Below are 17,003 nucleotides of genomic sequence, written 5' to 3' on the forward strand. Positions count from 1 at the left end.
CAAAAATGTCACTGCAGTAATGGGCCTTCGGGGAAATGGGCACGGGCCGGGCGTCGAGGGAGTCAGCGCCTGAACATGGTGCCGGCAGGCGGCTCTTGCCACCTGCCGGAAGTCTCCATGTTGGTCAGGCGCAGGCCGACTCGTAGACCCGTACGAGCTCCTGGCTCACCCGCTCCCAGGAGTAGCGCGAGCGCGCCCGGTCGGCCCCCGCGTAGCCGAGCGCGGTGCGCAGGGTCGGGTCCGACAGCAGCTCGCGGGCCAGCCGGGCGGTGCTGGCCGGGCGGTCCGGCGGCACCAGCAGCCCGGTGACGCCGTCGATGACGGAGTCGAGGTGCGCGCCGACGGCCGAGGCGATCACCGGGACGCCGCAGGCCATCGCCTCCAGCGCGACGATCCCCGTCGCGGCCTCGCGCGGCACCGTCACCACGGCGTCCGCGCTGCGCATCAGCTTCGGTACGGAGGCCCGCTTGACCTGGCCCAGCAGCGTCACCTGGTCGGCGACGCCGAGCTGTTCGGCCAGGGCGCGCAGCCGGCGGGCGTCCCTGTCGTTCTCGAGGTCCTCGGGCTCCGGCCCGCCCGCGATGACCAGCTCGACGTCGCCCAGCCCCTGCAGCGCCCGCACGATGGTGTGCGCGCCCCGATCCGGCGAGAGGGGGCCGACGTGCACCAGCCGCTTGCGCGCGCCCCGCGTGGCCACGGCGCCGCGACGCTGGAAACGCTCGGTGTCGACGCCGTACGGGACGACGGCGATGTTGGAGCGAGGCACGCCGAGCCTGATCAGGGCCGACTCCTCGTCACCAGAACCGGCGATGACCGCGTTGGCCCGGCGGCCGAGCGCCCGTTCCAGGTCCTTGTGCACAGGGTCAACGGTGTGGAACGTCTGCGTGACCGGCACCCCCAGGTCCTTGGCACCCGCCACGGCGGCCAGCCCGCCCGTCCACGAGTGCGCGTGGATCACGTCGGGCCGATCCTGGCTCCACCGCTTCATCAAGTGTTCGCCGACATCGTTCAGGAACGGCGCCATGTCGTCGTCCGCCAGCTCCTTGGCGGGGCCCACGTCGATCTGCTCCAGCGTGACCCCCGGGGCCACCCGCGTCTTGGGCTTGCCCTCGGCGTTGTCACGGCGGGAGTAGATGGTGACATGGTGCCCGCGACCCAGCTCGCGTGCGACGGAAAGGATGTGGTGGCGCCGGGCGTCTCCGGCGGTGGCGACGATAGCGATATTCATGGCACACCTCAGCGTGGAAAAAAAGCCTGAAAGGTGTGCCTGCGTCTTAGGCACGTCTATCTACGACTCCGACCATACCCAGGTTTGAGCCAATCGCAAACCCCTGCAGATCAGAAATCGTGACGAACCAGGTCAGACGCCTCGTAGCGCGAGGATCACGATCTCGTCCCACACCTGACCGCCCGAGAACGCGTGCCGGTCCGCCTCCACGGTCTTGACCACGGTGGAGGGTGACTGGCCCGCGCACCGGCCGAGCACGTCGGCCAGGCGCTCCTCGCCGTACGGCTCGCCGCGCTCGTTCCTGGAGGAGATCAGCCCCTCCGAGTACAGCACCAGGGTCTCGCCCGCGGCGAGAATCAGCCGCTCGACGCCGGTCTCCGCCTCGGGCGCGATGCCGAGCGGCACGCCGCCGCCGGCGGCGAAGCGCACGCCTCCGTCGGCCTGCAGCAGCGCGGCGGGGTGGTGCCCGGCCGACGACAGCCTGATCTCGCGCCCCTTCACGAAGCCGGCGACGGCCATCACGAACATGCCGGTGCCCTGCGCGACCAGGGCCTGGTTGACCTTGCGCATGACCAGGTCGGGGTCGGACTCCCAGACGCTGAGCACCCGCAGCCCGCCGCGTACCATCGCGCTGACCGACGCGGCCTCCTCGCCCTTGCCCGCGGCGCCGCCCAGCGCGAACCCCCACCCGGTCGACACGGGGAAGACGTCGTAGAACTCGGCCCCCACGGAGGAGCCCGGATGGTAGACGGCCGCCGCCTCGTAGCCGGGCACGTCGGGCAGCTTGCGCGGCGCCACGCTCGCCGAGAGCGCGTCCGCGGCCCTCGAGCGGCTCTGGAAACTGCTCTGGGCGCGTACCGCCAGGCCGAGCTGCAGCCCCACCTCCTGCATGACGGCCAGATCGGCCAGCGTGAACGGCTGCTTGTCGTGCGTGCGCACCAGCGTCAGCACGCCGTCGGCGGAGCCGATCGGCACGGAGAGCATCGAGCCCGCGCCCATCGCCGTCAGCAGCGGCCCGTCCGCGCAGAACCCGAGCAGCGTCTCGTCGTCCACCATCTCCTGGACCACGCCGGAGCGGCGCTCCAGCACCTGCATCACGGCCTGGCTGCTCGCCGGGTCGGCCGACTCCACCTGGCGTACGAGCTCGCCCAGGGGCTGGTTCTTCGGCGCCACCACGACGGAGCGGTGCGGCGCCCCGTCACGGACCATGTCGGCGATCACCCAGTCCGCCCACTGCGCCCCCAGCAGCCGCGTCGCCCTCGGCAGCGCCACCGGGCGCAGCAGCGCCTCCTCGTCCAGGAGCAGATTGGCCATCCTGACCAGCAGGTCCTGCCGCTTGGCCGCCGCCAGCAGCAGCGCGCCGTCGGACTGCTCGACCCGCCGCGCGCCCGGCTCGGGCAGCTGCACCTCGATCGGCAGCGCCACCGCCGCCACCATCTGCTGCGGCTCTCCCGGCATGGTCATCCTGGTCAGCGCCACCCGTACGACGTGCGTACGTCCTTGGTGCGCCAGCCGGGTCTCGAACGCCGACGGCTGCCCGGTCTGCAGCACCGCCGTCAGATGAGACCGGAACGCCGCCCGCCGCGACACGTCCACCAGCAGCGGGAAGGAGCGGCCCACCAGGTAGCCGTCGGGGCTGCCGAGCACCCGGGAGGTCTCGGGATTGATCCGCCTGACCACGCCGCCGCTGTCGAGCACGATGACGGGCACGGGAAAGGCACGGAATACCTGGCGCAGCAGCTTCAGTTCACGCTGTGTGCCGTCCTTCTTGCCGCCCGGCCGTTTGGGCGCTTTCTGCAATGCCTCCCGGGCCTCCGCCAGCAGTTCGGCGGCAGTGTCGAGCTCGGCGAGGGCAGCGTCGAGCGTGGGCGCGAGGTCGGCGGGATAGGCCGTCCTCGCCTCACGCAACGACGCCACGCGCCCGGCCAGAGCGTCCAGCGCTTGTTCGAGGTCCGGCATGGTCACCCTCTGACGCTACGTCACATGGGATATCGGTAGCCATATCGGGTAGGGGCTTCTTGCTATGGAATCAATCGCGATGATCACCCCGGGTCTCGCCCGCGACCTCGCCGCGCTGGGCCGACTGGGCGAGGACAACTCGACGGAGAGCGTACTGCGCGGCCTCACGGCGGCCCTGGCCGACGGCGTTCCGGGCTGCTCGGGAGCCTCTGCCGAGCACTGGCGCGACCACCGGGTGCTGGTGTCCGGCTCGCACAGCGAGCTCATCCTGCTCGTCGAAGGCGAGCGCGTGCTCGGCGAGGGCCCGTCCATCGAGGCCAGGCAGAGCGGCGGCCGCGCCAGCGTGACAGACGTGCTCACCGAGACCCGCTGGCCCCGCTACGACGCGCTGGCGACCCGGTGCGGCGTACGCTCCGTGCTCATCGTCCCCATCGACATCGCGCCCGCGCTGCTGCTGGTCGGCCTCTACTCGGTACGCCCGGGGGCGTTCTCCCCGCAGGGCGCCCACTCGCTGGCCGAGATGCTCACCGAGCAGGTCGGGGTGGCCATGGCGAACATGTGGGAGTTCGAGGAGGTGCGCACCGACGCCGCCCAGCTCCAGGAGGCCCTCGCCGGGCGGTCGGTGATCGACCAGGCCAAAGGCATCATCATGCAGACCAGCGGATGCACCGCCGAGGCCGCGTTCGAGGAGCTGCGCAGGATCTCCCAGCACCACCAGGTCAAGGTGGCCGACCTGGCCAGGCTCCTGGTCGACGAGCACCAACGCAAGTCGAGGCGCTCCTAGCCGCTCTGGCACGCTCTTGCGCGGGGGTCAGCCGATGGCGGCCAGCGCGTCGTCGAGCGTGTCGTAGAGCGGCAGGCGCTGCGCCAGTCCTGTGATCCACATCACCCTGGACTTGGAGTATTCGACCCCTATGAGGGCGAACTTGGCGCCCGAGGCCAGGCTCGTCTGCCAGTGGTGGACGATGAGCCCGAGCGCCCGCGAGTCCATGAACGTCACGCCGGCCAGGTCAAGGATCAGGTCTGCCCCGGCCATGGACAGGTAATCGGCGAACTGCTCGCGGGTCGTGGCGTCGAGCACGCCGTCGACACGGATCACGGTGATCTCGTCCACCGTCGACGACGTCAGGCTCAGGGCGGCCATGGGCCCCTCGCCGCTATCCGGCATTGTCACGGAGCAACCCTACTGTCACCGAACATGGGAGGAATACTTCCGGCGATACGGGGGACACTTGTTGCGGAGTCCAGCAGCGGGCTTTCGTCTCGAAGTAGACCGAGGCGTGCCTCTGCATGGGCTTTTTTCCTTGGAGAGGCCGCCTGCGATCCATATGGAGGAGCAGCGATGGCTGTGCAGGAATACGTCCTCGAGGAGATGACAGCCGAAGAACTCCTGGCCGAGATGGTCAGGGAAGACACCCCCGACAGCGTGAGGGAGCGCCTGCGCGAGCGCATCGTCGAGATGCACCGGCCGCTCGCCATGGAGATCGCCCGGCGATACCGCTACCGCGGCGAGCCGTTGGAGGATCTCCTCCAAGCCGCGTATGTTGGCCTGATGAAAGCCGTCAACGGCTTCGATCCCACCCTCGGGCACGCGTTCAGGGGCTACGCCGTCGTGACGATGACCGGCGAGGTCAAGCGTCACTTCCGCGACCGCACGTGGGCGATCCGGGTGCCGCGCCTCTACCAGGAGCGCCGCTCGGAGCTCAACCGGCTCGTCGCCGACCTCAGCCAGGACCTCGGCAGGTCGCCGACCGTGGCCGAGCTGGCCGCCAAGATGAACATCAGCGAGGAGGACGTCCTGCTGACGCTCGACGCCTCCGCCGCGTACAGCACCCTGTCGCTCGACGCGCCGCTCGGGACCGACGACGACGCCGCCTCTCTTGGCGACGTCATCCCCGAAGTCGACGACACGCTGAGCACCATGGTCGACAGGGAGGCCGTCAAGCCGCTCATCGACGCGCTCCCGTCCCGGGAGAAGCACATCCTGCTGCTGCGCTTCTTCGGCAACATGACGCAGGCCGAGATCGCGGCCGAGTTCGGGATCTCCCAGATGCACGTCTCACGTATCCTCCGCAAGGTCCTCGACCAGCTGCGCAGCGAGCTGGTCGGCTGAGAAGAAGGTCTGCCGGGTGAACGAGGACACAGAGCCTCAGTCGGGCTACACGAGCCCGCCGCCCGGCGCGCCCGTGAAAGAGCTGCACTTCGGACTGCCGGACCTGCCGCAGGTCCGGCAGTTCGCCGAGGAGGAGGCCCGCTGCGCCGGGATGCCGGAGGAGGCCGTCGGAGACTTCGTGATCGCGGTCAACGAGGTGGCGACCAACGCCGTCACTCACGGGGCGGACCGGGCCTCCCTGCGTACCTGGCTGGTCAACGGCGACCTGGTCGTGGAGGTGCACGACGACGGCACGTGGAAACCGGGACCTCAGCCCGGCGCCGTGGGCGGGATGGGGCTGTGGGTGGCCCGTCTGCTGGCGTCCGATCTGACGCTGCGGGTCGGGTACGGCGAGGGCAGCACCGTCACCATGCGCTTCCCCGGCAAGGAGTGACGCTCTGCCCTGGCCCTCGCTTCGCTACCCTGGCCTTCGGTTCGCTCGGGCGGGAGACCGCATCGCCGGCGGCCTCCCGCTCCTGTCTCGCCTGTCTGGCCGTTTCTGGAGTTATCAACTTGCGTTGGGGGTTACCGGCTTCCGCTCGGATTACCGGCATTCGCTCGGATTACCGGCATTCGCTCGGATTACCGGCTTCCGCTGGGGTTACCGGCTTCCGCCGGCTATCGGCGGACTCGGCCGCGCCAGTTCCCGTATCCGCTGCGGATGCTGGCCGTACCGACGCCTGCCTGGTGCAGGGCCAGTAGCGTCAGGCCCAGCAGGGCGAACGTCATGCCGGAGAACCCGCCGGGAATCCTCACGTTGACCAGGTCGAGCAGGAATCCCAGCCCGAAGATGATCGCTGCGACTACCGCGAGCATGTCATGTCACCTCCTCCCGGAAAGGGTGAGCAGGCTCTCCAGGACGCTCCTGTAATCGCGCAGCGCCAGGCGCAGCTGCTCGGTGTCGGTGGAGTCGGCGTCCTTCCAGCGGTCGCGCAGGGCGTCCGTACGGTTGGTGAGACTGCTGGTGAGGGCCTCCACCACCTCGCCGACCAGGCCGTCGGCCCGCCGTACAGCCTCGCCGGGGTCGTCGACGAACGCCGTCTGCAGGTCGCGCCAGCGGGCCTGAACCTGGTCGGGGTCCTGGTCGAACAGGACGACTTCCTCGGGGCCGGCGGCGTGCGCGGGGGCTTCCCCTGCCGCCACCGGGTCCGCGTCCGGCTCCAGGTCCGGCTCTGCCAGCATGTCGCCGCCGCCGGTTCCCGCGTACGGCTCGCGGTACGGGCCGTCGCGCTCGTCGTCGGAGCCCGTCACACCACCGGGCCCGGAACCGGGCACAGCCGCCGCATACCGGTCATCGTCGGCACGCGGATCACGCGCCACCAGCGCGTCGCCGTCAGCATGGCCATTGCGCGCCACCAGCTCGTCATCGTCGTCGGCCCGGCCATCACGCGCCGCCAGCGCGTCGCCGTCGGCACGGGCATCACGCGCCACGAGCTCGTCATCGTCGGCGCGCCGGCCGGCCGACTCCAGCCCGTCGTCGGCCGCGGCACGGTGAGTGCCATCGCCGGCGAGAGGGCGCCCGCCGTCTGCCGAATGATCGTTGGGGTAGTCGTGGCGCGCGCGTTCCTCGGCGCCACTGCTGGGAGTGGGGGTGCTCATGATCTTCTTCACCGTCCTCGCGCGGTCTCATGCAGCAGCTCCTCGAACAGCGCGCGGTAGTGCACCATGGCCTGCCGCAGCTCCTCGGTCGAGGCCTCCTTCCTGGCCGCCCGCCCGCTGATCTCGTGAGCCGTCCTGTAGTGGTCGAGGGTGGCCGCGTGTCCCACCGACAGGGTGGACAGCCGCTCCTCGAAGTCCTGCGTCGGGTAACCCCGTTCCGCCATGACCGCCGTGACCAGCTGATCGGCCTCGGTCACCGCGAACCCGGGGGCGTCCACGAAGCGCTCCTGCACCTCGGTCCACCGGTTCGCGTACGCCTCGCGGGACTCCTCCGTGAGGGGGCGGATGTCGAGCTCGGCATGCCGCCGCTCCCTGTCGAGCAGCTCCTCCTCGGCCTCGCGGCGGTTGTCGTGTTCCGCGACTGTGCGCTCGTACTCCGGGCCGAACCGTTCGCGGAGATGGCTGCGCCGCTGCTGCTGTCGCAGCACGAGATATGCGACTGCGGCGAGCGCCACCACCACGACCACGACGGCCACCCAGATAGAGGTGGTCATGATCTTCGCCTCCGGTCTCTGTGTTGAGACCAGCGACTGCCCTCGAACAGGCATGTCGAAACTTGCCGCCTCAGCGGGTTTCGAGTGCCTCCCGCGCCGCGGCCAGCACCGCTGCGACATGTGAGCCCCCTGGTGGAGCGGGGACCTCACTGAACCCTTCAGCCGCGTCGTACCGCACGTCGAGCCCCGCATCCACGAGGCGCTGAGCCCACCGCAGAGCCGTGTTCAACCGCTCGTCCGCGGGCGGCTTCCCCTGCGCGGCCGCCGACAGGTTACGCAGATTGGTGGCGGGCCCGGACTGGGCGTGCGCGCGGGCCAGCTTCCACGGCACGGCCCGGCTGTGGTCGAGCATCGGCTTGGCCAGCCCGGCGGCCCGCTTGGCCTGCAGCACCCCGGACTCGCTAACCCCGAAGTGCGCGGCCAGGTCCTGCACGCTCATCCCCTCGGCGACCAGCCTGGCCAGTTCCCGCCGATCGATGGTCGGCTTCCGCCCCACCCGGGCACCTCCGCTCCCAGCTCTCCGTGTACGCGTGTACCTCCGATGTGCGCTAAGGTTATGACGTCCCGCTCCGCAGGGGGCGACGGACACGACCGGGACGTAGCGCAGCTTGGTAGCGCACTTGACTGGGGGTCAAGGGGTCGCAGGTTCAAATCCTGTCGTCCCGACCAGGTTTTCGCTGGTCGAGCAGGGTGTCACTCTCTAGGGTGGCACCCTTTCGCATTGGTGAGTGACTACCGGGCGAAGAGATCATCCATTGTCGCAGCTCCTTGTAGGAGTACGGGGTGGATCTGCTTGCGGTAGACGGCTTGGGTGACCGCAGTCCCGCTGTGGCTGGCGAGCCGGGCGATGTCCTCCAGGGGGACGCCTGAGTCGGAGAGCAGCGAGACGAAGCTGTACCGCATCTCGCGCGGAGTCCATTGGTAGGCGGGCACCCCGGCGTTCTTAACGATCTTTTGGAAGGCTCGTCGGACGTTGTGGGCGTCGAGCGGCGTGCCGACGAGCGAGGCGAAGACAAGCCCATGATCCTTCCACTTCGCGCCTGCCTCCTTCTTGTCCTTTCACTGCTGCTGCTGCTGGTGCATCTTGAGCGCTTCGACATACCGCTTAGGCAACGCTAGGGATCTCCGTGACCGCTTGGTCTTGTGTCGCCTCCTTCACGCACCGAGCGCCAGGCCTCAGCCCGGGAGCGGGGCCGACACGGCGGCCGTCCGAAGGTGTTCGACGACGACATGATCGCCTACGCGCGATCGCTGCGCGAACGAGGAGTGGGCGTGCCCGACATCGCCCGCAAGCTGGTCATCCCCACCGGGAAGAACAAGGGCCGGCACCCCTCGGTGGCCAGCGTCTACCGCGCCCTGGCCGAGGCGGAACCGTTGCCGACCGCCGAGACAGCCGCGGGCGCCGAGAGCGGCCACCAGCAGGTGCCGCACGGCGGGCGGGAAAGCAGCCGGCACGGCCCCCTGGTCCCCAATCCCCAAAGCGTGGGTAACCGCAACTGTGCAACAGCTCGCGAACCCTGCTGACTCCCCGGTGTTCTGAGGTAGGCGTGAGCCCAAGTCTCAGGCAGAACCCGCATCAGGACTGCGGAGCGGGGACATCGCGGGCCGGATCGTGGAAGGGGTGCAGCCCCTCAGCCGGGCGTTGGCCGCCGAGATCGTCTCCGCGCTCAGGTACCCCTGGTCGAACTGCTGCAGGCGGGCCTGCGTCAGCGCGGGCGCGTTCGGCTTCTCGATCGAGACCAGGCCCACGTTTGGCTTGTGAGGTCTCACGCTGGGACGCAAGCCGGCCGGTGCGGGACTGGCCACCACCAGTGATATCACTTAGAGTCACGATGTGACTTCATCAAGCAACAATCTGGGTCAGGGGGGTCCGCGGCACCGGCCCGCCGGCCGCGGGCCCCGCAACGACGACCGGAAGACCGCCCATGGCTTGGCGGCTCTGGCGTTCGCAGCCGCAGCAGCCATCCTCGCTGCCGCCCCCGTCCCCGCCGTCGCCCCCGCGGCGGCCGCGGCCGCCGCGGGCCCAGATGCCCTCCACCGCGTCCTGGCCGCCACCTGCGACCCCGGCAGCGGCTCACAGACCTTCTACTCCTCCGACAAGTCGTCCAAGGGCAACGTGCACATGTGCGCCAGCGTGCTCAAGCGCGCCAACGGCACCCACGCCATCCAGGCCACCTTCAGCGGCGACTTCTTCTACTACTGGGGCCTCGCCTGGTACGAAGAGAACAAGTGCGTCTTCGGCTGCCACTTGACGGGTCACTTCTGGCTGAACAAGCCCACCGGCGCCCCCGTCCCCGGCGAGATCAGCGCCACGCTCAAGGGCCGCCATGGCACCGCCACCCACACCTTCGAAGGCCTGACCAGCGGCCACTACAAGATCACCGCCGGCGTCACCAAGGAAGGCGGCTACTGGCGCAACGAGGGCCACGTCGACAGCTCCCGCATCTCGATGAAGACCCTGAACGTCACCGTCAACATCCCCTGAACCAACACCCCGCGCAAACCGGCCGCCACCCGGCCGTGGCGATCCTGGACGAACAACCCGTACACCGCCCGCCAGGAACCGAAGCACTCCGGCACGTCCCGCCACGGCGCACCCACCCGCAACCGCCAGCGGATCCCATCGATGGGCTACCGTTTACTCCACTGAGACGGTCCACCTGGGCACCAGGCAACAGGCGTGGTGCACTACCGCTGATTCCTGCGGACTCCTCCTCGATCCCCATCGTGGTGGGCGCCGTTCATCAGAGCACCGGGGTGCCGACTTCCCATCAGCGATGCGAGCGAAAGGAAGCCGGCACCAATGGCTCACCACTTCACGAGCTGGCCGTCCCGACACACGTAGATCTGGCCGTCGATGGTGCCGAACTGGCCCTCTTTCCAGCGGCTGCTCCATCCGGACCAGCCCTGGGGGTGTACGCCGCAGTCGACACTGGCCGCCGTTACTGAGGCCGTCTGGGCGGTGGCGGTCGTGCTGGGCGCCAGCAGGGCGGCTGCTGCGCTGGCTCCCACGATCAGAGCGTAAAATCCGGGGGTTTTGTGCATGTTTGCTTCACTTTTCAGATATCACCTATAGTGATTTATATATCACTCTTTGTGTTCATCGAAGCTGAGCCAGATCCGAGCCGACGACGCCGCGGTCAGCACCGATCGGCTCAACGACGGCGACCGGCGAACTCTCGCGCCGATGACGACCCGCAAGGCGTTCCGGGGTGTCGGAAGATCAACGCCCCGGAACGCCATCGACCGTAACCTTGTGAAGGCTCCAGGCGGCGTAGCGTGATGTCAACGACGCTCTGACTCGTGATGGAGAGTGCTGATCCCTCGGGGCGGCGGTCGCAGGTTCGGGGGGCTTTGCGGTTCTGCTCAGGTCACCTCACCCAGTGCGCCGCGATTGTGGTGCGTCCGTCTCCGTTGCTGATGATGGCGGCCGAACCGGCCTGCCCGATGCGGTAGGCGTGGAGGGTCAGGACGTCCCCTACGGCGAAGGTGTGCAGGAAGGTCTGCCCGATCGTGTCCTGGACCACCGCGTCGGAGTTCTCGATGCCGCTCAGGGCCTCGGTGCCGGCGAGGAGTTGTCCGTTCTTGAACAGGGCTGTGGTGACCCACAGTTGCGCGGTCGTGGGCACGCTGATCGAGGGGCGGACGTGGTAGGAGACCGACCACAAGCCGCCGACGGTGGGGATGGTGAGCGGAGGAACGTCGGTGATCTGCTCGTAGGCGCGGTCTTGGCCGGTCAAGGCGTGGTTGAAGCTGAGCAGGCTGGTCTGGGCCCACATTGCGGGGGGATCCTCTCGATCGGGTGTCGCAGGATCGAACACTCCCCATGGCATCACAATGTGTAGTAATATCACTACTATCCGTGATGGGCAGTGATTCCTCACCACCGCTCACCCAAGCGCCCGCGCCACGCGGGCCCTGACCGCGTCCAGGGTGTGCCGCAGCGTGCAGACCACTTCGCGCATCCGACTTCGGAAACCGACACCCGATCACCACAGGCGCGGGCAAGCGTGGCGCCTACCCCCTCCAAGATCAAGACACTGACCGCCGTGCCGCCGACGTGGTGCAGGACGGCGCGCCCAGTTCGCGGCTGGCCCCAACCCAGGCCGACCACGACCGCCACCGCTGGAACGTCGTGGCTCCTACCGGCGAGGTCGCCGGGACGGTACCAAGGCGATCGGCGCGACCAGGCGTGGGAGGCTGCCGCCGGCGACCCGGCCAAGCGGCACCACTTGGTCCCGGTCGAGCCGGTCGGCGACGAGCCGGGCTGCAGCAGCGCTGAGCGGTGCCGGCGGACCCGGAACGCGGCCGCGTTGCCGGTCGCATGCTGGCATGACCCGGCCTGACCAGCCGGGCTGCTACATCGATTCCGGTGGTCATCGCGGAAATCCAACGGATATGCCCTGACCTGCCCTGGCCTGCCCTGATGTGAGGGCGCCGCAGACGTAGGCAGCGGCCCGCTCCCGAACATGCTCCCGCCCGCCAAGGACGGTAGAAAGGGGCCAGTGGCCCCTCGCGAAGCGGGACCGGGATCCCGACTTCCGTGCACGCGGACCGCTACCACTCCTAGCGCTGTGCTCGCATTCGGACGTATGCGATCGCATCGTTGACAGTGCGGATATTTTTGGCGTCCCCCGCGGGGATCTCCAGGTTGTACTCCTGCTCCAGGGCCGCGATGATCTCAGCCATGGCCAGATCGTCGGCTCCGAGGTCATCAATGAGCAAGGCCACGGGGTTCACCTCCCTCGTGAGGTCGAGCTGTTCGGCGACGATCTCTTTTACCCGCGCTTCGATAGTGGTCTCGGTGGTCACGTAGCCCCCCCTGGCTCGCCGGACGAATCGCCTCGAGCCTCTCACGCGAGATCACTCAATTGGCGGTTCGACATGCGCAGGTCACGCCCCTTGCCAAGGATTCATATGTCAGACCTTCCTCGCAGCGGGGCTACCTAGCGTTCCGTGGCGGCGGCTGCGGCCACACCTGGGAGAAGACCTCCGTGACCCGCCCGGGACCCGCCGCTGACATCAACCGCTGACATCAACTGGACAACTCGACCCAGGTCGCGGTCGTCGGCTCGCCGCTGCGGCTACCCTGTCTTGCGTCTCGGGGCCCGATAGCAATTGCCGAAGTCAGGCGGATATCGACGTCCGGCGTCGACGTCCGGCCGCCTCGGGCCAGGGCCGATGCCAGGCGGCGGCCCGTTCTGCCGTATCCGCGATTACCACCGGGCCCCGGCCCCGGGGGGATCACCGCCGAACACGATCCTGGCGCGCGGGGCCGCGCCCGCCGCGGTGCGGGCTGCTCAGGTGCAGGCCGGGATGCAGGTAGGTCAGGGCCAGCAGCACGAAGTTGTTGGTCAGGACGGGCACGCTGTAGCGCAGCGGGCGGGGTGCGGCTTGGTCGGAGATGGAGGTGGTGTAGCCGCCGTCGGCGTCCTGGTGACGCAGCAGGTAGGTCAGGCCGCGCTCGATGGTGGCGGTGTGCTGGTGGGCGGGTGCCAGTGCGGTGAGGGTATAGGCGGTGCTGATCGGGTCGCTGGGCTCGGCGGGGGTTTGTCCCCAGCCGCCGTCGGTGTGGGCGGTGGCCAGCAGGCGGCCTTCGGCGGCGGTGATGGCGGGTTGCAGGCGGCCGTGGTGGGCCATGGGGTGGTGCTGGTAGGCGGCGCGGAGCGCATGAATGGCGCGGAACATGGCGTTGGCCTCGCTGAGGCTCCAGCTGCGTTCGAAGGTGCCGTCGGGTTGCTGGGTGTCGAGCAGGAAGCTGATCGAGCGGTGCAGCGGGGCGGCGTGGGCGTGCCGGTAGGGGGTGAGCACCAGGGCGGTGTTGGCGGTCATCGCCGCTTCCGGCGGGTGGCTGGGGTGGTAGGTGGCCACGCCGCCGCCGGGGCCGATGAAGCGGCACAGGTTGGCGCGGCCGGCTTCGATCGGCCGGCGGTAGCGGTCGGCGTCGACGGCGTGCAGGAAGGCCAGGACGTGGGCGGTGCTGTCGGTGTCGGTCTGCCGCACGCCTTCGGCATACGGCCACCCTCCGTCGCTGGCCTGCTGCCCGGCCAGATAGTCGGCCATGGCGGTGATGGTGGGCGGGCAGGCGCCGGCTCGGGTCAGGGCCAGTCCGGCGGTGGCGGTGGCGAAGATCTCTTCGCTGGTGATGAACGGCAGCCCGTCGTCGGGGTTGAGGGCGGCGACCAGGTGGCCGATGCCGTCGCTGATCACCGGATGGCCGGGCAGCACGCGGTGCAGCGCCAGCAGGGCGAACAGATGGGAGAAGGTCATGTGCTCGATCACGCCGCGGCGCTGGCCGTGCTCGGTGGTGGCCAGCAGGCGCGCGGTGAGTTCGGGCGCCACCGGGTCGGCGGTGTTGAGCAGGTGGATGGCCATCAGCCGCAGCCGGGTCCAGGTGGTCTGGCCGCGGTGCTCGAACGCCTCGGAGGGGGCGTGCACCTGGAACGGCTCCGGCCCGACCGCGGCGAGGATCGCGGCCAGGGCGAGCTTCTTGCGGGCCGAGGAATGCTGTTCGGCGCGGTGGAAGGTGGCGTCGATGAGCCGTTCACGCTCGCGTTCGCCGATGGTGATGCCGTGCAGGGTGGCGTTGATGACGGCGGCCTCGAACGGCTCGGCCGCCGGCGCGCACCGGGCCAGGTAGGCGTGCAGGCGGGCTTGCCGGTGCGGCAGCCGCCCTTCGCGGCGCAGCAGGGTCAGCAGCAACGCGGACTCGATCGCCCGGCTGCCGGTGGCGCCTTTGATGGCGCCGCGGTCGGAGACCTCGGCCAGGATGCGTTCGCTCAGCCGCTGCGCCGCTCGGCGCACCGCCTCCCCGCTCACTCGTGGCCCACCGGCAGGCCCAGCGACAGACCCAGCAGCTGACACAGGGACGGGTACAGGGACGGACGCAGGGCCAGGACCTGGGCGCGGAGCGGCGCCTGGCGGCCGGCCTGGTCGTCCAACCGGCACCGCTCCAGGCATCAAGGACGGCACCGGCCCAGGCGCCGGGCAGGGCTGCGGGTAGGGCTGCGGTTCGGGGCCGGGTTCAGGCGGCTGGTCCAGGCCGAGTCTGTTGCGCAGGACCGCAGGCAGGCTGTGGCGATCAGCCAGCGGCCAGCCGTGCTCGGCGGCCAGCAGGCGCAGGGCCGGGGAGGCTTCGAAGGCGATGGGGTGCCCGGCCCGGCGCAGCACGTCGGCGTCGCCGAGGGAGTTGCCCAGCGCCATCGATGATGACCAGCTCACCCTCCGCCCGCCGGCCAGGTCGGCCACCACGTCGTGCTTGGCCGACAGGGCCGTACCGGCGACCTCGCCGGTGTACAGGCCGTCTTCCTCAGCGAACCGGGTGCCGCAAAACAGCTCGATCCCCAGCTCGGCGGCCAGATGCGCGACCATGTCGTGCGGGCCGCCGGAGATGAGCATCACGGTGAAGCCCGCCCGGCGCAGCGCGGTCACCATCGGCCGGACGAAGGGGAACACGCGGCCGCGTCTGACCTGCCACAGCTCGGCGACCACCTGAGCCACCACCCGGCAGGGCACGTCGGTCAGCGAAGCGGCGAACAGTTCGTTGGCGCGCATTGCGGCTGCGGTCGATTCCGGGTCGCTGCCGGCCATGGCCTGGCGCAGCCTGGCCAGCCGGTCAGGGGGACACCATCCGCGCGCGGCCAGCATGGCGGGCAGCGACCCGGCCAAGGTATCCGGCACCAACGTGCCGTCCACATCCAGCACCGCCACCCGCATGCCTCTCCTCCCGAGGCAGGCAACTCAACGTTGCTATCCTATTACCCTCCGCATACTGAATCTACGGGTAGATCGGCTTCCCTGGACGTCTCCGGGCCCACTTCCATCCCCGAGCAGGCGCCGGCGCCGGCTGACGCAGACGTGCGGTTCCAGCCCTTTCTGGGCCAACAATGCGAGTACATACAGTGAATACGCCTCCACTTAAAGTTACAATCGGTTGGATATGGTGGCCTGCATCCGGAGGGGCGAACCGCCCTGCACGCCCTACCGAGCCGGCCAAACGTCCAGCGAGTGGCGTGCCCGCCTCTCGGCGGAAGGGCGATCACCGGAGAGGTTCGCCCAGAGAAAGGGGATTCTTGTGAGTCGTGCACTGATCATCGTGGATGTGCAGAAGGACTTCTGCGAGGGCGGCAGCGTTCCGGTGAAGGGCGGCGCGGACCGAGCTGCCGCCATCGCCGAGCTGGTCCGGCGCGCCGACGGGCAGTACGCCTTCGTCGTCGCCACCCGTGACCACCACATCGACCCAGGCGCCCACTTCTCCGACAACCCCGACTTCCACGACTCATTCCCCGTGCATTGCGTCGCCGGCACCGAGGGAGGCGAGTTCCATCCGGATTTCGCGCCCGCCGTCGACTCCGGGTACGTCGACGAGGTCTTCTTCAAGGGTGCGCACTCCGCCTCCAAGAGCGGTTTCGAGGGCTCGACCCAGGACGGCACAAAACTGTCAGACTGGCTGAAGGCCCGTGACATCACCGACCTCGATGTCGTCGGCATCGCGACCGATCACTGCGTGAAGGCCACCGCTCTGGACGGAGCACGCGCGGGCTTCGCGGTGCGGGTCCTGCTCGACTACACCGCCGGCGTCGCAGCCGACACCACCCGCACCGCACTCGACGAAATGCGCCAGGCCGGTGTCACGCTGAGCGGCGAACCTGTCCTCGCCTGAACAGACCGGCCCGGCCTGCTCGCCGGGCTTCGCCACTCGCCCCAAACAACGTTGACCTTGATCATCACGGCCCCCGGGTCCACGACGACCACCACCACACCCGGCACTTCTGGCATGCTCGAGGGACAGCTCGACGAGGCCGAACGGCGGCCACCCGGGGTACTGCTGGGCGCCCTGGTCATGATCCTCACCCAGCTCGTCATGGTCGCGATCATGGCGATGACGCCCGTGCACATGCACGACCATGGCCACGGCACCGCCGCCTCCGGCCTCGTCATCGCCATTCACGTCGCGGCCATGTACCTGCCCTCACCCATGAGCGGATGGCTGGTCGACCGCTACGGTCGCCTCACCGTCGCCGCCTCCGGCCTCACCCTCCTGGCCGCCGGCATCGTCGCCGCCACCGCGCCCGGCGACTCCGTCACCCTGCTCGCCCTCGCCTTGGCCCTGCTCGGACTCGGCTGGAACTTCGGCCTGGTCTCCGGCACCGCCATCATCACCGACGCCGCTCCCCTGGCCCGCCGCGCCAAGACCCAAGGCATGGTCGACGTGGCCATCTCCATCGCCGCCACCGCCCGCCGGTGAATCGCCGTTCGGCGACCTTCTCAGCGATCTTCCTCGTTCGTGCGTGTGACCAGATAGGCGTTCCAATCGCGTGCGGCGCGCCGCGTCCATTGCAGCGCTGAGGTGATGCTGATGCCCAGCAGCGTGCTGAGCACGGAGGCGGGCAGGTCAGCGGCGAGGCTGAGCAGCGCGGCATTACGGACTAGTTGGGCTGGCAGCCCGGCGGCATGGAGTCTGCGCGACAAGGTCTGCGTGGAGCGAGGGGTTCCGACCGCGTAGCCCGGA

Annotated in this window: 21 protein-coding genes, 1 tRNA gene and 1 pseudogene; 8 read left to right on the forward strand and 15 right to left on the reverse strand. The window is 69.4% G+C overall.

Going from position 1 to position 17,003, the window contains the following annotated elements:
- Positions 1–124: 124 nt before the first annotated feature.
- Both AB0H84_RS04365 and AB0H84_RS04370 read right to left on the reverse strand, forming a co-directional pair.
- Positions 125–1,228 (reverse strand): glycosyltransferase, encoded by a 1,104-nt coding sequence (locus AB0H84_RS04365; protein WP_357597974.1) that lies wholly within the window; start codon positions 1,226–1,228, stop codon positions 125–127.
- 132 nt (positions 1,229–1,360) lie between these two features.
- Positions 1,361–3,187: a SpoIIE family protein phosphatase gene (locus AB0H84_RS04370; protein ID WP_357599604.1), complete on the reverse strand. Its 1,827-nt coding sequence runs from the start codon at positions 3,185–3,187 to the stop codon at positions 1,361–1,363.
- A 64-nt stretch (positions 3,188–3,251) separates the two neighbouring features.
- Between AB0H84_RS04370 and AB0H84_RS04375 the strand changes: the two genes are divergently transcribed.
- A complete protein-coding gene (locus tag AB0H84_RS04375) occupies positions 3,252–3,971 on the forward strand; it encodes a GAF and ANTAR domain-containing protein (protein ID WP_357597977.1) in 720 nt (239 codons plus the stop codon).
- A gap of 27 nt (positions 3,972–3,998) precedes the next feature.
- Here the strand turns inward: AB0H84_RS04375 and AB0H84_RS04380 are convergent, their stop codons facing one another.
- Positions 3,999–4,355, reverse strand: coding sequence for an STAS domain-containing protein (locus AB0H84_RS04380; RefSeq protein ID WP_357599607.1), 357 nt, complete (start codon positions 4,353–4,355; stop codon positions 3,999–4,001).
- 174 nt (positions 4,356–4,529) lie between these two features.
- Between AB0H84_RS04380 and AB0H84_RS04385 the strand changes: the two genes are divergently transcribed.
- Together AB0H84_RS04385 and AB0H84_RS04390 are read left to right on the forward strand one after the other, a co-directional pair.
- Positions 4,530–5,300 carry a SigB/SigF/SigG family RNA polymerase sigma factor gene (locus tag AB0H84_RS04385; protein WP_357597980.1) on the forward strand — a complete coding sequence of 257 codons (771 nt, stop codon included), beginning with the start codon at positions 4,530–4,532 and terminating at the stop codon, positions 5,298–5,300.
- 16 nt (positions 5,301–5,316) lie between these two features.
- Positions 5,317–5,733: an ATP-binding protein gene (locus AB0H84_RS04390; RefSeq protein ID WP_357597982.1), complete on the forward strand. Its 417-nt coding sequence runs from the start codon at positions 5,317–5,319 to the stop codon at positions 5,731–5,733.
- Positions 5,734–5,957: 224 nt separating this feature from the next.
- Here AB0H84_RS04390 and AB0H84_RS04395 read toward each other — a convergent pair whose 3' ends face one another.
- The 4 genes from AB0H84_RS04395 to AB0H84_RS04410 form a co-directional block, all read right to left on the reverse strand.
- On the reverse strand, positions 5,958–6,155 hold the full coding sequence (locus tag AB0H84_RS04395; protein WP_357597985.1) for a hypothetical protein: 198 nt from the start codon (positions 6,153–6,155) through the stop codon (positions 5,958–5,960).
- A gap of 6 nt (positions 6,156–6,161) precedes the next feature.
- Complete coding sequence (locus AB0H84_RS04400; RefSeq protein WP_357597988.1) at positions 6,162–6,938, reverse strand: hypothetical protein; 777 nt, start codon at positions 6,936–6,938, stop codon at positions 6,162–6,164.
- Positions 6,939–6,946: 8 nt separating this feature from the next.
- The gene (locus AB0H84_RS04405; RefSeq protein WP_357597991.1) at positions 6,947–7,492 is read right to left on the reverse strand and encodes a hypothetical protein; all 546 of its coding nucleotides are present in this window, start codon (positions 7,490–7,492) and stop codon (positions 6,947–6,949) included.
- A gap of 70 nt (positions 7,493–7,562) precedes the next feature.
- On the reverse strand, positions 7,563–7,988 hold the full coding sequence (locus tag AB0H84_RS04410; RefSeq protein ID WP_357597994.1) for a helix-turn-helix domain-containing protein: 426 nt from the start codon (positions 7,986–7,988) through the stop codon (positions 7,563–7,565).
- A gap of 96 nt (positions 7,989–8,084) precedes the next feature.
- Between AB0H84_RS04410 and AB0H84_RS04415 the strand changes: the two genes are divergently transcribed.
- Positions 8,085–8,161, forward strand: a tRNA-Pro gene (locus AB0H84_RS04415).
- A gap of 63 nt (positions 8,162–8,224) precedes the next feature.
- Here the strand turns inward: AB0H84_RS04415 and AB0H84_RS04420 are convergent.
- A pseudogene (locus AB0H84_RS04420) lies at positions 8,225–8,461 on the reverse strand (site-specific integrase); the annotation flags it as partial.
- A 246-nt stretch (positions 8,462–8,707) separates the two neighbouring features.
- Here AB0H84_RS04420 and AB0H84_RS04425 point away from each other — a divergent pair.
- A complete protein-coding gene (locus AB0H84_RS04425) occupies positions 8,708–9,016 on the forward strand; it encodes a hypothetical protein (RefSeq protein ID WP_357597997.1) in 309 nt (102 codons plus the stop codon).
- 36 nt (positions 9,017–9,052) lie between these two features.
- Here AB0H84_RS04425 and AB0H84_RS04430 read toward each other — a convergent pair whose 3' ends face one another.
- Positions 9,053–9,262 (reverse strand): hypothetical protein, encoded by a 210-nt coding sequence (locus AB0H84_RS04430; RefSeq protein ID WP_357598000.1) that lies wholly within the window; start codon positions 9,260–9,262, stop codon positions 9,053–9,055.
- Between the two features lie 160 nt (positions 9,263–9,422).
- Here AB0H84_RS04430 and AB0H84_RS04435 point away from each other — a divergent pair, with 160 nt between their 5' ends.
- A complete protein-coding gene (locus tag AB0H84_RS04435) occupies positions 9,423–9,977 on the forward strand; it encodes a hypothetical protein (protein ID WP_357598003.1) in 555 nt (184 codons plus the stop codon).
- Here AB0H84_RS04435 and AB0H84_RS04440 read toward each other — a convergent pair.
- The 5 genes from AB0H84_RS04440 to AB0H84_RS04460 form a co-directional block, all read right to left on the reverse strand.
- The gene (locus tag AB0H84_RS04440) at positions 9,899–10,120 is read right to left on the reverse strand and encodes a transposase (protein ID WP_357599610.1); all 222 of its coding nucleotides are present in this window, start codon (positions 10,118–10,120) and stop codon (positions 9,899–9,901) included. The genes AB0H84_RS04435 and AB0H84_RS04440 overlap by 79 nt on opposite strands.
- A gap of 180 nt (positions 10,121–10,300) precedes the next feature.
- On the reverse strand, positions 10,301–10,504 hold the full coding sequence (locus tag AB0H84_RS04445; RefSeq protein ID WP_357598005.1) for a hypothetical protein: 204 nt from the start codon (positions 10,502–10,504) through the stop codon (positions 10,301–10,303).
- 359 nt (positions 10,505–10,863) lie between these two features.
- Positions 10,864–11,271 carry a hypothetical protein gene (locus tag AB0H84_RS04450; protein ID WP_357598007.1) on the reverse strand — a complete coding sequence of 136 codons (408 nt, stop codon included), beginning with the start codon at positions 11,269–11,271 and terminating at the stop codon, positions 10,864–10,866.
- A 787-nt stretch (positions 11,272–12,058) separates the two neighbouring features.
- Positions 12,059–12,304 carry an acyl carrier protein gene (locus AB0H84_RS04455; RefSeq protein WP_357598010.1) on the reverse strand — a complete coding sequence of 82 codons (246 nt, stop codon included), beginning with the start codon at positions 12,302–12,304 and terminating at the stop codon, positions 12,059–12,061.
- A gap of 432 nt (positions 12,305–12,736) precedes the next feature.
- Entirely contained in the window at positions 12,737–15,208 is a 2,472-nt protein-coding gene (locus AB0H84_RS04460; RefSeq protein ID WP_357598013.1) for a haloacid dehalogenase-like hydrolase, read from the reverse strand.
- Positions 15,209–15,566: 358 nt separating this feature from the next.
- Here AB0H84_RS04460 and AB0H84_RS04465 point away from each other — a divergent pair, with 358 nt between their 5' ends.
- Together AB0H84_RS04465 and AB0H84_RS04470 are read left to right on the forward strand one after the other, a co-directional pair.
- Entirely contained in the window at positions 15,567–16,154 is a 588-nt protein-coding gene (locus AB0H84_RS04465) for an isochorismatase family protein (RefSeq protein WP_357598015.1), read from the forward strand.
- A 57-nt stretch (positions 16,155–16,211) separates the two neighbouring features.
- On the forward strand, positions 16,212–16,739 hold the full coding sequence (locus AB0H84_RS04470; RefSeq protein ID WP_357598018.1) for an MFS transporter: 528 nt from the start codon (positions 16,212–16,214) through the stop codon (positions 16,737–16,739).
- A 20-nt stretch (positions 16,740–16,759) separates the two neighbouring features.
- Here AB0H84_RS04470 and AB0H84_RS04475 read toward each other — a convergent pair whose 3' ends face one another.
- Positions 16,760–16,963 carry a hypothetical protein gene (locus AB0H84_RS04475; protein WP_357598021.1) on the reverse strand — a complete coding sequence of 68 codons (204 nt, stop codon included), beginning with the start codon at positions 16,961–16,963 and terminating at the stop codon, positions 16,760–16,762.
- Between the last annotated feature and the right edge of the window lie 40 nt (positions 16,964–17,003).

Source organism: Nonomuraea sp. NPDC050786 (genome assembly GCF_040654115.1).
Classification (GTDB): Bacteria; Actinomycetota; Actinomycetes; order Streptosporangiales; family Streptosporangiaceae; genus Nonomuraea.